The organism is Acinetobacter sp. AL9 (assembly GCF_041464035.1).
Classification (GTDB): domain Bacteria; phylum Pseudomonadota; class Gammaproteobacteria; order Pseudomonadales; family Moraxellaceae; genus Acinetobacter; species Acinetobacter towneri.
In genome coordinates this window covers 36,880-51,071 of the sequence record NZ_JAYFSK010000008.1, presented here as the reverse complement: position 1 = coordinate 51,071, position 14,192 = coordinate 36,880, and the positions used below count along the sequence as shown (strand labels likewise).

Genomic DNA, 14,192 nt, shown 5'->3' with positions numbered 1-14,192 from the left:
CTTTTTCCTCTCCTAATTTTAGGAAAGGTTGTTTAAAAAGTTTTAAGCAAACTGGCGCAAGAAACGCACATCATTTTGGTAGAACATACGCAAGTCATTGATGCCATAACGCAACATCGCAAAACGCTCTACCCCTAAACCGAAGGCAAAACCTTTATATTTTTCTGGATCAATGCCTGAAGCGCGTAACACATTTGGATGCACCATACCGCAGCCCAAAACTTCCAACCAGCGACCACGTTCATCCATAATATCCACTTCAGCACTTGGCTCTGTGAATGGGAAATAAGATGGGCGGAAACGTACTTTTAAGTCTTTTTCAAAGAATTCATTTAATAAGTTAATCAACAAACCTTTGAGTTCTGCAAAACTGGTATTTTCTGCGACGTATAAGCCTTCAATTTGATGGAACATTGGTGAGTGTGTTTGGTCTGAGTCGCAGCGATACACACGACCTGGACAAACAATACGAATAGGCGGCTGTTGATTTTCCATGGTGCGAATTTGTACGCCCGACGTGTGGGTACGCAATAAATGATTCACATCAAAATAGAAAGTATCGTGCATGGCACGCGCAGGGTGATGTCCTGGAATATTCAACGCTTCAAAGTTGTGATAGTCATCTTCAACTTCTGGGCCCGTTGCCACGGTAAAACCTGCTTTGGTAAAGAATTGGCAAATACGTTCCTGTACCTGCGTAACTGGGTGAATACTGCCGATGCTTTGACCACGACCTGGCAAAGTAATATCAACGGTTTCATTCGCCAGTTTTTGTGCCAAAGCCGCTTGTTGTAATTCAGTTTGACGCGCAGTTAATGCCGCATTGATTGCTTCACGCACAGCATGAATTTGTGCACCAAATTCTTTACGCTGTTCAGGGTCCATTTTACCCAGTGCTTTGGATTGTTCCGCAAGCTGGCTTTTTTTCCCCGTAAATTGCACTCGCACCTGGTCGAGTGTAGCAAGGTCCTCTGCTGCTGCAATTGCAGCGAGCGCTTCATTGGTCAGGGCTTCCAGTGACATAGTAACTCTCAAAAGCAACAATTTAGAAATAATTTAAAAACCCCGTATTCTAACAGTTTTTAGTCGCTTTGATGAAGCTTCGATGTAATGAAAATTAGATTAGCATCTTGAAATACAAAAAGTATAAGATAAAGCCAATCACCACGAGATCTCAACATTATGGCGCTCGATCAGATTTGGAAACAGCAACTTACCCTTGTGACTTATGGCAATGAATATTTGGCTCAAGATTTAAGTTTTAATCATTGGCTCAAGCATCAAGTGTTTAACCAGCATCAAATTCAGTTTCGTGATTTATTGTCACAACATTTACTGGCACAACACTTTCAAATCTGGTTAGAGCATCTTAAACAACAAGGTGTGCGACGTTTAAGCCTACATCAGGCAAGTATTTTAAATGATGAAAAAAACCCCAATCCAAATGTAGAGTTATTGCCTTTTGCACACTTTATTGTGAGTCACGAGGCACAGCACAAATCTGCTTGGATTTTCGGAAAAGAGCTTGCAGAATGGTATACCGCAGAACAAGATTATATGGCGCCTGTTTCCCAACAGAGCGAGCTACGTCAAGAAGTCATGTGGCGTTATCAATTAAATCACAAACTTGCCAGACAGCTCGATACAGATTTTGCCTCTCCAAACTGGGATGAAATTGATCGCTTTATTCGCTCCGAGTTATTTTTAAATCCTTGTGCTACAGAGTTTGTTGAACCAGAGCAAAGCGCTAAACCTTATTTCGGTGTAGATCTTACTCAAAACGCAACTGAAAGCATGTACCCAACTTTGGCGTTAATCCCCGCAGACTACCCTGCTGCCTATGCACATCAGATGCTGTATCGTTTAGATGCACTGGATCAACACATTCAGAATCAAATCCAGCATCCTTATCATGCCGATGGCACAGAACTTGAACCAAGCGAACAACTCAATTTACGTCATTTTTCTCAGAAACTTGAAGATTTACACGCCAAATTTATCACCAAGGTTGCGAACCATTATCAGACCGCACAGCTCACGCCAGTGCAAACACCTGATCCTTTTGAATCAACGCCTAGCCAAGTACAAAACATCGCTTCACCACAAATACCAACACCTGCAGCTACGCATAAAGTGGGTACATCTGCCGTGATTAAACTGATTTTAATGACTGTGGTTATTTGTGCAGCTGCCTATTATTTTGGTTTATAAGCTTAGGGGCTGTTGACAATTCGTCTATGTTTGCGACAACGCATATTTTTTAGCTGATATAAGGCATGGGACAGGAAATTTAGTCATTCTAAATGACCGGCACATAACGCAATAGCAGCAAAAAATATGCTTGTCCTTCGCTGCGCCTTCCGCTGCAAACAAAGCAGTGCTTGTTTTTGCTCAGGCTGTGGCTAAAAATTTCTCAGATTGAGTTATGAAACTTGGCAGAGACCCTAAATTTCAGGCATAAAAAAAGACCGCAAATGCGGTCTTTCTTTTAAGTCATAAAGACTTATGCAGCTAATGCATCTTTAGCTTTTGTAGCTAAAGCAGCAAATGCAACTGCGTCATGCATAGCGATGTCAGCAAGTACGCGACGGTCGATAATCACTTGTGCTTTTTTCAAGCCAGCGATCATACGGCTGTACGATAAACCATTTTGACGAGCGCCCGCATTGATACGCGCAATCCATAAAGCACGGAATTGACGTTTCTTTTGACGACGGTCACGGTAAGCGTATTGACCTGCTTTGATTACCGCTTGGAACGCTACGCGATATACGCGTGAACGAGCACCATAGTAACCTTTAGCACGAGCAAGAATTTTTTTATGACGGCGATGAGCCTGTACACCACGTTTTACACGAGCCATTTATAATCTCCTTAGATGTATGGGCACATAGCACGAACAGCAGCAACGTCACTCACGTGAACCATTACACAGCCGCGCAATTGACGGATACGTTTAGCAGATTTTTTGGTCAAAATGTGGCGTTTGAACGCTTGTTTACGCTTGAAACCGTTAGCAGTCGCTTTGAAACGTTTAGCTGCACCACGGCGAGTTTTTAACTTAGCCATAACAACCTCTTTAAACACCTGTTCGGCACGTCTGCACCATTGCAAAAACGACCTGCAGGTAAGGGAGCGAGTATTCTAAAGCATCTTTGCTTAAAACAAAAGCATATTGGCTAAATAAAAAATGATCATTACCTCACTCATTTGCCGTAATTCAACTCAGGAAAAAATACTGGAATTGTGAACACCCACTACAATTCAAAATAAAGCTAAAGCTCTGTCAAAAATTGTGCAGATCAACACCCTAAAAACTTGCAATAAGTTGCGGATTACCCTTGCGATTATCCACAATTCCATCAATACTTCGCCTCGTCTTGTGTGAGATAAAAAAGACCGTAATATGATGAAAACATCTTTATATATAACTCTATTGCTTGGACTCAGTGCGACGCATCTTTTTGCAAAACCACCGCAGCAGAAATCGACACCAAAAGCCACACTCGAAGTACAAAAAAGTGCTGCCTTGCCTGCTCATCTCACCACACGCTTAGCATGGCGCAAGTTTCCACAACCCAAATATAAAAATGAAGATTTAAATCAACAAAACCGAGCTGCAATTGTGCGTATTTATGCAGATGAAACCGGCAAAATCAGTCAAGCCACTATTCAAGAAAGTACAGGGCTGAAAAAAATAGATGATGCCTTATTACAAGCGGTTCGCACTGCTGAAATTCAACCGACCTATGTAGAAGATACTGCCGTACCGACCATTGGTTTTCAAAGCTTTAATTTAAGATTTCAGGATAACCAGCACGAAGATTGCCAGTTTGATTTTCAATCTAAACAATGGTTAGCACAGCAACAACAGCAAAAAGTTCAATTTAAGTATCGTAGTCAACCACAATTAAACTTAAGTGCGGAAGATTTAAAAAATCACTCACGTAAGTTAAAGTTTCAATTCAAAGTAAATAAGCATGGCGAAGTGAAACGTGTGAAATTGACACAAGGTTCGGGACAATACGCACTTGATCAACAAATTTTAGCTGCAGTGAAAGCTGCTCAAGTAGATGTACCGCGTCAATTTTGGCTGTATAAAAAGTCAAAATTAAAAGATGAAATTTATTTTGATTTAAACACGTGTGATGCTCAAGAACAGTCATAAGTGTCTATAGATAATAGGGGTTGCTTGCTTAAACCCATGTATAAACAAAATAAATAAACAGATAACGCCCGATTTTGGCTAGACTCACCATCAACACAAAACGGGCAAAATGTTCTTTCATTAAACCTGCAATCAGCGTAATTGGATCACCAATAATCGGCATCCAACTGAGCAGTAAAGACCAAAACCCATATTTGGCGTAGGTGTGCTGTGCTTTTTCTAATTGTGTAGCCGAAACAGGAAACCACTTTTTATCTTTATAATGTTCGATCTTGAGTCCCAAATACCAGTTCACACAAGAACCTAAAATATTGCCTAGACTGGCAATGCTAATCAGCCAAATGGGTGCATAGCTGCCTTCATATAACAGCCCCAACAACACAGCTTCGGACTGTAAAGGCAATAAAGTTGCCGCACCAAATGCAGATAAAAATAAACCAAACAGCGTCCAAAGCATAGACGATTTAAAGCCCTAAAGCCTGCTTGGTTTTACGATATTCCCAGTTCGCCCAAAAAATACTAAGCAAAATAAGTGCCGCACGTGCCCATGTATAACGCTGAGTAACAGGCTCAATCGCAGCACGTAAAACCTGTTGATCTGTGCTATTTAAAGCCGCAATCATATTCTGCACATGAAATGCTTCGATCACAAATAAGATCAAGCAAGACACAATGCCCAAAATAATGCTCCAATACACTTTGGCATTTTGCTCAACAATCTTGGTAAAGTTTAAAAAAAATTCTTGCATAGCTCATCCAATAAAAAAGCCACCTGAAAAAGTGAGGTATCAGGTGGCTGGCATCTTAGCATAAAAGTAGATTTAAACTTGAATCGCGAGTGCTTTCTGCACTGCAGGGCGCGCAGTCAGCCGTGTAATATAGTCTTGTACATACGGATAATCTTCCAGCGAAATATTTTGCCAGTCATGACGTAACGCCCACGGCAAAATAGCCATATCAGCAATTGAATATTCGCCCGCCACGTACTTTTGCCCCATCAACTGCTTATTTAACACGCCATACAAACGCTTGGATTCATTGATATAGCGTTCAATCGCATAAGGAATTTTCTCTGGTGCATAACGGCTAAAATGATGATTCTGTCCTAACATTGGACCAAAACCACCCATTTGCCACATGAGCCACTGCTCTACTTCAACACGCTCCTGTTCATCGGTAGGATAAAACATGCCAGTTTTGCGCCCTAGATATTGCAAAATTGCACCCGACTCAAACACAGAGATTGGCTCACCACGCGGACCGTTCTGATCGACAATTGCAGGAATTTTATTATTGGGCGAAATTTTTAAAAAATCTGGCTGAAATTGATCATCTTCTGAAATATTGATGGGGAAAATTTGATATTCCAAACCCATTTCTTCAAGTGCAATTGTAATTTTATGACCGTTGGGCGTACCCCAATAATATAAATCAATCATTTGTGCCTATGCTCCGTGCACCTTTATTTTGGTGTTTCAACAACATAATAGATCTGACCAAAAACAACAAGTATTGCACCGAAAAATAAATTTTTATTATCTATTCAATTACTTGAAACTAAAAATAAAAAATTTTCGCGCTCTTCCTTGAATTTTTTTCACTCAAACACATATTTATTTTTGCATCAGGATGATATTTCATCTTTTGCCCTGTCGATGATGATCATGACAGATAAATTCTTGTTTTAAGACTTTGCTGACCTCAGGAGGTTCTAATAATGAGTAACATCAATCTTCATCCACTTTTCCGTCGCAGTATTGGTTTTGATCGATTGAATGATTTCATTGATTATGCCATGCAAAGCGATGCACCCAACTATCCGCCCTACAATATTGAAAAACATGGCGAAAACCATTACCGCATTGTAGTGGCAACTGCTGGTTTCGACCAGAACGAGCTGGATATTTCACTTGAAAACCGTTTACTGACCATTTCCGGCAAGCCTGAGGTTGTGCAAACCGAAGGTACTGAATATCTGCATAAAGGTATTGCCCGTCGCTCCTTTAAACTGTCATTGCGTTTAGACGAGCACATTGAAGTACAACAAGCCGATTATGAAAATGGTCTGTTGGTGATTGATCTGCAACGTATCATTCCAGAAGAGAAGTTGCCGCGACAAATCCCGATCGGCAAAAAGTTACTGCTAGAAAATCCGGAAAAGGTGACCGAAAAAACCGTGAATACGGAATAATGTGCTTATTCAAAGAAAGACTCCAACTGGAGTCTTTCTTTTTTTATACATAACAGCATAGTAGATTCAAAACATGCATAATAAAAACATAGATGAAAGCACAACCTTCAACAAAACAGTATCCGGTTGCTATCTTTAAACTTGCAGCCGTATTTTTTGTTCTCTTACCGCTCTTGGTAACTTCAGTTATTTTCTATATCGGGCGGAGCAATAATAGGACTTTTGTAGAAATCTGGACGCTATTCATTGAGCTGGAACTGACCATGCACTTATACAATCTAGGCTGTATAGCCATCGCAGTGGTCTTATGGAATTTACGTTTAATCATTACACCACAGAAAATTTATTATAGTGTTTGGAACATTCCCATTACTTTCGGCATTCAAAAACATGAAATTTATGATTGCCGGATTAATCATCAGTTTGATGCACCACTTACTTGGATGTTAAGGCAAGTAAAAACTTTCGATTCAACGAGTGATCTGGATGCATTTGACAGAAAAATGGGAACCATAGAGTTTATTTTTATTCATCAACAACCCATCAATTGGCTGAGACATAAATTCAGCCTGATATATTTACTCAGTTTTTCCAAACAGCATCGTCATGCCATCGTTCAAATGCTTCAAGACCACTGGAAGTTAAAATTCCATCGAGACTCATAAAACCAGCATCAAAAAGCCCTGCGATTGCAGGGCTTTTTAGACTCAATGAGTGCTTACTTTTTCTTTTTAGGACCAAGCAGCATTCCCATTTGACGACCTTCCATTTTTGGTGCTTGTTCAACTACACCATATTCAACTACGTCAGCTTCAACTTTTTGTAATTGAGCCAAACCTAACTGTTGGTGAGCCATTTCACGACCACGGAAGCGTAAAGTGATTTTTACCTTGTTTCCTTCTTCAAGGAATTTGATAATTGCACGTAATTTTACGTTGTAATCGCCAACATCAGTCGCAGGGCGCAGCTTGATTTCTTTCACCTGTACTTGATGCTGTTTTTTCTTCGCTTCTTTCTGCTTTTGCTTTAGATCAAACAAATGCTTGTTAAAGTCCATGATTTTACATACTGGTGGTTCGGCATTTGCCACAATTTCCACCAAATCAAGGTCGACGCTTTCTGCTGCGCGCAATGCATCAGCCAAGCTTACAATACCTTTTTGCTCACCATTTTCGTCTACAAGACGGACTTCTTTTGCACGAATTTCATCATTCAAAGCAGGACGGTTAGATTTTCCGCCCTGTTGATTACGGTCAGGCTGTTTAATCGCTGTTACTCCACAATATACCGGCCGCGTTCTGCGACGGCTGTTTTCACTAGGTCAATGAAAGCATCAATTGACATAGTACCCAAATTTGTTCCTGAGCGAGTACGGACGTTTACCGTTCCTTCTTCCACTTCACGGTCCCCAAGTACCAATAAGTATGGAATACGCTCTAATGTACGCTCACGAATCTTAAAGCCGATTTTCTCATTTCTCAAGTCAGAAATAGCACGAATACCGTTTTCTTTAAGTTTTGCGACGACCTGTTCACTTGCAGCAGCTTGTGAGTCGGTAATATTCATGACACAAGCTTGCACTGGCGCTAACCATGGTGGCATAAAGCCTGCATAGTGCTCAATAAGTATACCAATAAATCGTTCAAAGCTGCCAAGAATTGCACGGTGCAACATTACAGGCTGATCACGATCATTGTCTTCAGTGACATAAGATGCCTCTAAACGTTCAGGCAAGTTAAAGTCACACTGGATTGTACCACATTGCCACACACGACCTAAGCAGTCTTTCAGTGAGAATTCAATTTTCGGACCGTAGAACGCGCCTTCACCTGGTTGCAACTCCCATTCTAAACCTGCAGCATCCAAAGCATCTGCCAAAGATTTTTCTGCCATATCCCAAAGTGCATCATCTCCCACACGTTTTTCAGGACGTGTAGACAGCTTCATTTGCACCTCTTCAAAACCGAAATCTTTATACACATCTAAAGTCAGTTTGATGAAGTCTGCAACTTCTGGCCCAATTTGTTCTTTGGTACAGAAAATATGCGCATCATCTTGAGTAAAGCCACGTACGCGCATAATGCCGTGCAATGAACCAGATGGCTCGTTACGGTGACATGAACCAAATTCTGCAAGACGAATTGGCAAATCACGATACGACTTAAGCCCTTGGTTAAAGACTTGTACGTGACATGGGCAGTTCATTGGTTTTACTGCATAGTTACGGTTTTCAGAATGGGTGGTGAACATATTGTCTGCGTAGTTGGCAGCATGTCCTGATTTTTCCCATAACGTAAAATCGACCACTTGCGGGGTACGAATTTCTAGGTAACCATTGTCTTGTTGTACTTTGCGCATGTATTGTTCAAGTACTTGGTAAATCGTCCAGCCATTTGGATGCCAGAACACCATGCCTGGCGCTTCTTCCTGCATGTGGAACAAGTCCAAAGCTTTACCAATTTTACGGTGGTCACGTTTTTCTGCTTCTTCAATACGTTTGATATACGCTGCGAGCTGCTTTTTGTCTGCCCAAGCCGTACCATAAATACGTTGTAACTGTTCGTTTTTAGCATCACCGCGCCAGTAAGCGCCAGAAATTTTGGTGAGTTTGAACGACTTTAAGAATTTAGTGTTTGGAACGTGTGGACCACGGCACATATCCAAATAGTCTTGGTGATAGTACAAGCCCATCTGGGTTTCGTTTGGCATGTCTGCAATCAAACGTAATTTATATTCTTCGCCACGTGCTGTGAATTCTGCAATCACTTCATCACGTGGGGTCATTTTTTTTACAACATCATAATCTTGGTCGATGAGCTTTTTCATACGCTCTTCGATTGCGGCCATGTCATCTAATGTAAATGGGCGTGGCATCCAGATGTCGTAGTAGAAACCTTCTTCAATGACAGGACCAATCACCATTTTCGCTTCAGGAAAAAGCTGTTTTACCGCATGCCCCACCAAGTGCGCACATGAGTGACGGATAATTTCTACACCTTCTTCATCTTTAGGCGTAATAATTTGTACGGTTGCATCTTCAGTAATTAAATCGCAAGCATCGACTAAACGATCATTCACACGTCCAGCAACTGTATTTTTGGCAAGACCTGGACCGATGCTTTGAGCAACTTCCATCACAGATACGGCTTGATCAAACTGTTTTTGATCGCCATTTGGCAAAGTGATAATAGGCATAGATAAAAATCCTTAAGGAGTGATGCCCCGTACCATGGAGCATATCACCGCGAGATTATGATTAAGGGAGACCCTCAAAAGATAAAAACGGTGTATAAATAAAAAAGCGCCTTAAATTTTACACGGCTTGCGTACAGGTTTAAACCATTGTGTCCTAAAAAAGCCAAAGAATCGGTATTTCAGCTGTTTTTATTCCCTAAATGTTGCCCAAGGCGTGTATTGTTGATGCAGATAGGCATACACCTCGGCAAAGTGGGGTAACACCGCCTCACTCTACTGCGGGCGTAAAAACACCTAATCCTCTATTTGAATGCGATACTGTTTGGGTACTTGAACCAACTCTTGATTGCTGCTTCGTCCATATAAGGCGTGTGGATGACTATCCTCAAAATAAAATAATCTCCCCATCTAATAGCCACCATAAAACGTTTCGTATTCAGATTTTGGCTTGCATTTTGCAATATTTCCAAACACGCTAGCGATTTCATCACCAGTCGTAGCTACACCCGCGCAGGCAAATGCGCTGTAACATAATCCAAGTTATGCTGAAAACGTGCTATATCCACAATCAGTTGTGGTGTTCCTGTATCCTGATGCTGCAAACTTTGAGTAGTTTCTAAAAATAATCTCTGTGCATGTCACGCTCCCCTATTCCATGCGCTTACTTTGGCGATTGCTTGAGTTGTTTATTGAATATCGCGCTGCACGCAAACTTGGAGTCGTTGAAATCTGAATGAAAATGGATTAACCCATTTTTGCTGTAGATTAAGCTGTTCAAGAAGTTGCATAAAAGTAAGCATCCACTGAATAGACCTTATGAATTCATTCTATAAGCCTTAATTTATTCCCTACTTAAAAAACAAGTAGGGACTTAAATTTATAACTATAAATAACCAAACAAACATAACATCTCGTCTTTGAGCAGGACTAAAATTAGCTAACAACTTGACTTTAGAGAATTACGTGAATTTAGCCATGCATTTTAGCATTGGACGGACTTCGCCCATCACGCTATAAAAGACAAATAAAAGAATAAGTGATTATTTTTAATAGATAACAAACCGCTAATTTTACTTAAACTAATTTTTAAACGTACTTACAAGTGATTCAAAATAAAAACAACAGATTTTCGACTAAAGCATAACTGCATAACGGCCATAAAGTCCCTATCGTTTTAGGCAGGATAAAATAACGACACATATGGAGAAAATAATGGTCAGCGCATACGATGAACTACCGCGTACCCCTGCGAACTTTGTCGCCTTGTCCCCGTTACGTTACTTAGAACGGGCAGCTTATATTTACCCTCACCAAAACGCAATTATTCACGGTTCCCGTCAAATTACCTGGCGCGAAACTTATTTGCGCTGCTGCCAATTTGCGCATCAACTTCAAAATTTAGGCATCAGCAAAAATGATACTGTTTCGGTGCTGCTCCCTAATGTTCCCGCCATGCTAGAAGCACACTTTGCCGTACCAATGGCAGGTGCAGTGCTGAATACCTTAAATACTCGTCTGGATGCTAAAACACTGGCATTTATGCTTAATCACGCAGAATCCAAAGTGCTTTTGGTGGACCCTGAATTTGCGGCTTTGGCACAAGAAGCCTTAGCGATGGTCAATCATGAAATTTACGTGATTGATGTCAACGATGCAGAATATGAGCATGCTGCCAATGCCCTTAGCATCGGACAGATTGAATACGAAACTTGGCTGGCTGCAGGTGACCCAAATTTTGAATGGCATTTGCCACAAGATGAATGGGATGCAATTAGCCTGAACTATACGTCTGGCACGACAGGCAACCCGAAAGGCGTGGTCTATCATCATCGCGGTGCCTACATTAATGCAGCCAGTAATATTATTGCCTGCGGGATGACCCCACGTGCAACCTACTTATGGACACTGCCCCTATTCCACTGTAATGGCTGGTGCTTTGCATGGACGATGGCAGCCAACGGTGGCACCAATATCTGCTTACGTAAAGTCGACCCTGAACTGATTTTTAAATTAATTGCAGAGCACAAAGTCGATTATTTCTGCGGTGCGCCAATTGTCTTGTCGATGCTCATCAACACCCCTGAGGAGAAAAAGACCCAGTTTGATCACCGTGTTGAAGTGATGGTTGCGGGTGCTGCACCGCCAGCAGCAATTATTGAAGGTATGCGCAATATTGGCATTAACGTAACTCACGTTTATGGCTTAACTGAAACCTATGGCCCATCTGCGCTGTGTGCTTCTCAAGCAGGCTGGAGCGACCTATCCATTCAAGAACAAGCACAATTACATTCGCGTCAAGGCGTGCCTTATCCGCTGCAAGATGGCATGAAAGTTTTAGACCCAGAAACCATGCAACCTGTACCAAAAGACGGCAAAACCATGGGCGAAATTATGTTCCGTGGCAATATCGTGATGAAAGGCTACTTGAAAAACTCAAAAGCTACCGCAGAAGCATTTGCAGGCGGTTGGTTTCATACAGGTGATTTAGCCGTCTGCCAACCCGATGGCTACGCCAAAATTACTGACCGTTCTAAAGATGTGATTATTTCAGGGGGTGAAAATATTTCGTCACTCGAAGTGGAGGAGGTGCTGTATCAACATCCTGCAGTTTTGACAGCCGCAGTGGTGGCAAAACCAGATCCACGTTGGCAGGAAGTCCCGTGTGCCTTTATTGAACTGAAAGAAGGCAAGCAGGTCAGCCCTGAAGAAATTATTGCCTATTGCAGTCAACATTTGGCGCGTTTTAAAGTACCAAAGGATGTGGTGATTACTGAAATTCCAAAAACATCGACAGGTAAATTACAAAAATTTGTACTGCGTGAATGGGCCAAAGAGCGTTCAGTCGGTGAGTTTGGCTAAAATTTGAAAATCTCTATATTAAGACCAAATAAAAACGACTCGTCATGAGTCGTTTTTTTGTGCAATCATCAGCTCACGCTATCTATCTTCTTAGATAAGGTACGCTAATCTAGCTTTCTGACAATAAAGCCACTTGCTGCACATAGTTAAACAACTTGAGCTTAGATGCTTCAAGTTCTTCCGCAGACACTTCCTGTTTCATATCACGGTGGATACGCAACACATGCTGACGCAGTGTATGACGTTCAGCCGCTTTATAGGTTTTACTAAAATCATTAATCACAGGGTCGCCGTCTTTAATAATTCGTTCCACCCAACGCTGTAACTGTGCGGTTTTTTTCGCACCTTGTTGCGGTGTCAAATAAGACAAAATTACGCTTTCATCTTCATTACGCAACAATTTACCAATACGCTGACACTGACGACGACGTGCTTCATGTGAAGTAATGCTTTGCAATTCCAGTAAAGCATCAATTAAACGCTCTTCTACTGGAAGTTTCTGAATTTGTTTGGCGCTTAACTGCGCCAATTGTTCGCCCAGTGCAGCCATACGTTGTACGGCTTTTTTCTGTTCGGTTTTACTTGCACGCCCTTCTAAAGATTCAAAGTCATCTTCGGTAAAACGTTGCGGTCGACGTGCCACGATTAATCTGCCTCGTAAAATTTTGCTGCAAACAGTGCTTGAATATCAGATAAAGCTTTTTCTTCATCTGCACCATCAATCACTAAGCGTAAAGTAGTTCCCTTGCCTGCACCTAACATGAGCAAGGACATAATATTTTTGGCATCAACCAATTTGTCGCCTTTACCAATTTGGATTGACGAACGGAATTTGGTGGTCACTTCAATCAGTTTCCCAGATGCCCGTGCATGTAAACCTAGTTTATTAATTACGTCAACAGTTGTGTCAATCATGACCAGTGCTTCATTTCTCGGTGTAAGACTTGAATAGACCATTTTGCCTCAAGTGCTTTTTTTAGTCTATCAACGATATAAACGGAACGGTGTTGCCCACCCGTACAGCCAATTGAAATAGTGATGTAGTGTCGATGTCCTTCGGCAAAGGCTGGCAACCATTTTTCTAAAAACTGATGGATGTCCTGAAACATTTCATGGGTTTGCGGACTTTGTTGCAAAAATTTCTGCACAGGTGCATCTAAGCCTGAATGTTTTCTTAGCTCCAAATCCCAATGTGGATTGGGCAAATGACGCACATCAAACACATAATCGGCATCTAAGGGGATTCCGTGCTTATAGCCAAAGGATTGTAAAATTACAATCAATTTGTCAGTTTGCCCAAGCTTAGACAACAACACATGTTTTAAATCATGCACGCTTTTGTCAGTGGTATCAATATGAACCGTAGAGCGGAACTGAATCGGCATCAACAAGTTTTTTTCTTCTTGAATACATTCATTCAAGCTTTTAAAACGGCTAGAGAGTGGATGCGGACGGCGTGATGCGCTAAAACGGGCAATCAATTCCTGATCTTGCGTGGTCAGATAAATAATATCGACTGAACCATGCTTTTGCAGTTGCTCAAATACCAAATCAAACTCTTGCAAGTCGGCACGGGTACTGCGTACATCTACCCCCAATGCCAACTGTTCCAAGTTATTTTCCTGATCCAGTTTATCCACAATTTCGGGGAGCAATGCCAAAGGTAAATTATCAATACAGTAATAACCTAAATCTTCCAACACTTGTAATGCCGAAGATTTTCCTGAACCCGATTGACCTGTCACGATCAAAATACGTTTCATGGCATGCAACCCTTCT

At 41.4% G+C, this 14,192-nt stretch carries 16 protein-coding genes; 5 read left to right on the top strand and 11 right to left on the bottom strand.

Going from position 1 to position 14,192, the window contains the following annotated elements; translation table 11 throughout:
* Positions 1-42: 42 nt before the first annotated feature.
* Positions 43-1,023: a phenylalanine--tRNA ligase subunit alpha gene (pheS, locus tag ACEO2X_RS03270; RefSeq protein WP_004975156.1), complete on the bottom strand. Its 981-nt coding sequence runs from the start codon at positions 1,021-1,023 to the stop codon at positions 43-45.
* Positions 1,024-1,182: 159 nt separating this feature from the next.
* On the opposite strand from pheS, the gene ACEO2X_RS03265 reads away from it, so the two are divergent.
* Positions 1,183-2,211, top strand: coding sequence for a hypothetical protein (locus ACEO2X_RS03265; protein ID WP_371971072.1), 1,029 nt, complete (start codon positions 1,183-1,185; stop codon positions 2,209-2,211).
* 292 nt (positions 2,212-2,503) lie between these two features.
* Here the strand turns inward: ACEO2X_RS03265 and rplT are convergent, their stop codons facing one another.
* Positions 2,504-2,863 carry a 50S ribosomal protein L20 gene (gene rplT / locus ACEO2X_RS03260; protein ID WP_004975153.1) on the bottom strand — a complete coding sequence of 120 codons (360 nt, stop codon included), beginning with the start codon at positions 2,861-2,863 and terminating at the stop codon, positions 2,504-2,506.
* 11 nt (positions 2,864-2,874) lie between these two features.
* Complete coding sequence (gene rpmI / locus ACEO2X_RS03255) at positions 2,875-3,069, bottom strand: 50S ribosomal protein L35 (protein ID WP_004975152.1); 195 nt, start codon at positions 3,067-3,069, stop codon at positions 2,875-2,877.
* Between the two features lie 337 nt (positions 3,070-3,406).
* Here rpmI and ACEO2X_RS03250 point away from each other — a divergent pair, with 337 nt between their 5' ends.
* A complete protein-coding gene (locus ACEO2X_RS03250) occupies positions 3,407-4,168 on the top strand; it encodes an energy transducer TonB (protein WP_371971071.1) in 762 nt (253 codons plus the stop codon).
* A gap of 28 nt (positions 4,169-4,196) precedes the next feature.
* On the opposite strand, the gene ACEO2X_RS03245 is transcribed toward ACEO2X_RS03250, so the two are convergent.
* From ACEO2X_RS03245 to ACEO2X_RS03235, 3 genes are all read right to left on the bottom strand, one after another.
* The gene (locus ACEO2X_RS03245) at positions 4,197-4,625 is read right to left on the bottom strand and encodes a YqaA family protein (protein ID WP_179989945.1); all 429 of its coding nucleotides are present in this window, start codon (positions 4,623-4,625) and stop codon (positions 4,197-4,199) included.
* Positions 4,626-4,632: 7 nt separating this feature from the next.
* On the bottom strand, positions 4,633-4,917 hold the full coding sequence (locus ACEO2X_RS03240) for a hypothetical protein (RefSeq protein ID WP_136144406.1): 285 nt from the start codon (positions 4,915-4,917) through the stop codon (positions 4,633-4,635).
* A 72-nt stretch (positions 4,918-4,989) separates the two neighbouring features.
* Entirely contained in the window at positions 4,990-5,607 is a 618-nt protein-coding gene (locus tag ACEO2X_RS03235) for a glutathione S-transferase N-terminal domain-containing protein (protein WP_234114513.1), read from the bottom strand.
* Positions 5,608-5,885: 278 nt separating this feature from the next.
* On the opposite strand from ACEO2X_RS03235, the gene ACEO2X_RS03230 reads away from it, so the two are divergent.
* Together ACEO2X_RS03230 and ACEO2X_RS03225 are read left to right on the top strand one after the other, a co-directional pair.
* Positions 5,886-6,359, top strand: coding sequence for an Hsp20 family protein (locus tag ACEO2X_RS03230; protein WP_019836319.1), 474 nt, complete (start codon positions 5,886-5,888; stop codon positions 6,357-6,359).
* Positions 6,360-6,451: 92 nt separating this feature from the next.
* Positions 6,452-7,024, top strand: a complete 573-nt coding sequence (locus tag ACEO2X_RS03225; protein ID WP_371971070.1) for a hypothetical protein — start codon at positions 6,452-6,454, stop codon at positions 7,022-7,024.
* Positions 7,025-7,077: 53 nt separating this feature from the next.
* Here the strand turns inward: ACEO2X_RS03225 and infC are convergent, their stop codons facing one another.
* Positions 7,078-7,626, bottom strand: coding sequence for a translation initiation factor IF-3 (gene infC / locus ACEO2X_RS03220; RefSeq protein ID WP_074964463.1), 549 nt, complete (start codon positions 7,624-7,626; stop codon positions 7,078-7,080).
* 5 nt (positions 7,627-7,631) lie between these two features.
* Positions 7,632-9,554 (bottom strand): threonine--tRNA ligase, encoded by a 1,923-nt coding sequence (gene thrS / locus ACEO2X_RS03215; RefSeq protein ID WP_371971069.1) that lies wholly within the window; start codon positions 9,552-9,554, stop codon positions 7,632-7,634.
* 1,212 nt (positions 9,555-10,766) lie between these two features.
* Here thrS and ACEO2X_RS03210 point away from each other — a divergent pair.
* The gene (locus ACEO2X_RS03210) at positions 10,767-12,413 is read left to right on the top strand and encodes an acyl-CoA synthetase (protein WP_371971068.1); all 1,647 of its coding nucleotides are present in this window, start codon (positions 10,767-10,769) and stop codon (positions 12,411-12,413) included.
* Between the two features lie 109 nt (positions 12,414-12,522).
* Here the strand turns inward: ACEO2X_RS03210 and yjgA are convergent, their stop codons facing one another.
* The 3 genes from yjgA to rapZ are packed head-to-tail and all read right to left on the bottom strand — an operon-like array spanning position 12,523 to position 14,176.
* The gene (gene yjgA / locus ACEO2X_RS03205) at positions 12,523-13,056 is read right to left on the bottom strand and encodes a ribosome biogenesis factor YjgA (RefSeq protein ID WP_004975130.1); all 534 of its coding nucleotides are present in this window, start codon (positions 13,054-13,056) and stop codon (positions 12,523-12,525) included.
* A gap of 2 nt (positions 13,057-13,058) precedes the next feature.
* Positions 13,059-13,328 carry an HPr family phosphocarrier protein gene (locus tag ACEO2X_RS03200; protein ID WP_026438354.1) on the bottom strand — a complete coding sequence of 90 codons (270 nt, stop codon included), beginning with the start codon at positions 13,326-13,328 and terminating at the stop codon, positions 13,059-13,061.
* Positions 13,325-14,176, bottom strand: a complete 852-nt coding sequence (rapZ, locus tag ACEO2X_RS03195; RefSeq protein ID WP_104852463.1) for an RNase adapter RapZ — start codon at positions 14,174-14,176, stop codon at positions 13,325-13,327. Before rapZ ends, ACEO2X_RS03200 begins: the two co-directional genes overlap by 4 nt.
* Between the last annotated feature and the right edge of the window lie 16 nt (positions 14,177-14,192).

Excerpts from the sequence above, each read along its gene's own strand:
- rplT (WP_004975153.1), bottom strand. The coding sequence starts at position 2,863 with ATGGCTCGTGTAAAACGTGGTGTACAGGCTCATCGCCGTCATAAAAAA.
- ACEO2X_RS03240 (WP_136144406.1), bottom strand. The coding sequence starts at position 4,917 with ATGCAAGAATTTTTTTTAAACTTTACCAAGATTGTTGAGCAAAATGCC.
- ACEO2X_RS03200 (WP_026438354.1), bottom strand. The coding sequence starts at position 13,328 with ATGATTGACACAACTGTTGACGTAATTAATAAACTAGGTTTACATGCA.
- ACEO2X_RS03245 (WP_179989945.1), bottom strand. The coding sequence starts at position 4,625 with ATGCTTTGGACGCTGTTTGGTTTATTTTTATCTGCATTTGGTGCGGCA.
- pheS (WP_004975156.1), bottom strand. The coding sequence starts at position 1,023 with ATGTCACTGGAAGCCCTGACCAATGAAGCGCTCGCTGCAATTGCAGCA.
- thrS (WP_371971069.1), bottom strand. The coding sequence starts at position 9,554 with ATGCCTATTATCACTTTGCCAAATGGCGATCAAAAACAGTTTGATCAA.
- rapZ (WP_104852463.1), bottom strand. The coding sequence starts at position 14,176 with ATGAAACGTATTTTGATCGTGACAGGTCAATCGGGTTCAGGAAAATCT.
- ACEO2X_RS03235 (WP_234114513.1), bottom strand. The coding sequence starts at position 5,607 with ATGATTGATTTATATTATTGGGGTACGCCCAACGGTCATAAAATTACA.
- rpmI (WP_004975152.1), bottom strand. The coding sequence starts at position 3,069 with ATGGCTAAGTTAAAAACTCGCCGTGGTGCAGCTAAACGTTTCAAAGCG.
- ACEO2X_RS03225 (WP_371971070.1), top strand. The coding sequence starts at position 6,452 with ATGAAAGCACAACCTTCAACAAAACAGTATCCGGTTGCTATCTTTAAA.
- ACEO2X_RS03250 (WP_371971071.1), top strand. The coding sequence starts at position 3,407 with ATGATGAAAACATCTTTATATATAACTCTATTGCTTGGACTCAGTGCG.
- ACEO2X_RS03230 (WP_019836319.1), top strand. The coding sequence starts at position 5,886 with ATGAGTAACATCAATCTTCATCCACTTTTCCGTCGCAGTATTGGTTTT.
- ACEO2X_RS03210 (WP_371971068.1), top strand. The coding sequence starts at position 10,767 with ATGGTCAGCGCATACGATGAACTACCGCGTACCCCTGCGAACTTTGTC.
- ACEO2X_RS03265 (WP_371971072.1), top strand. The coding sequence starts at position 1,183 with ATGGCGCTCGATCAGATTTGGAAACAGCAACTTACCCTTGTGACTTAT.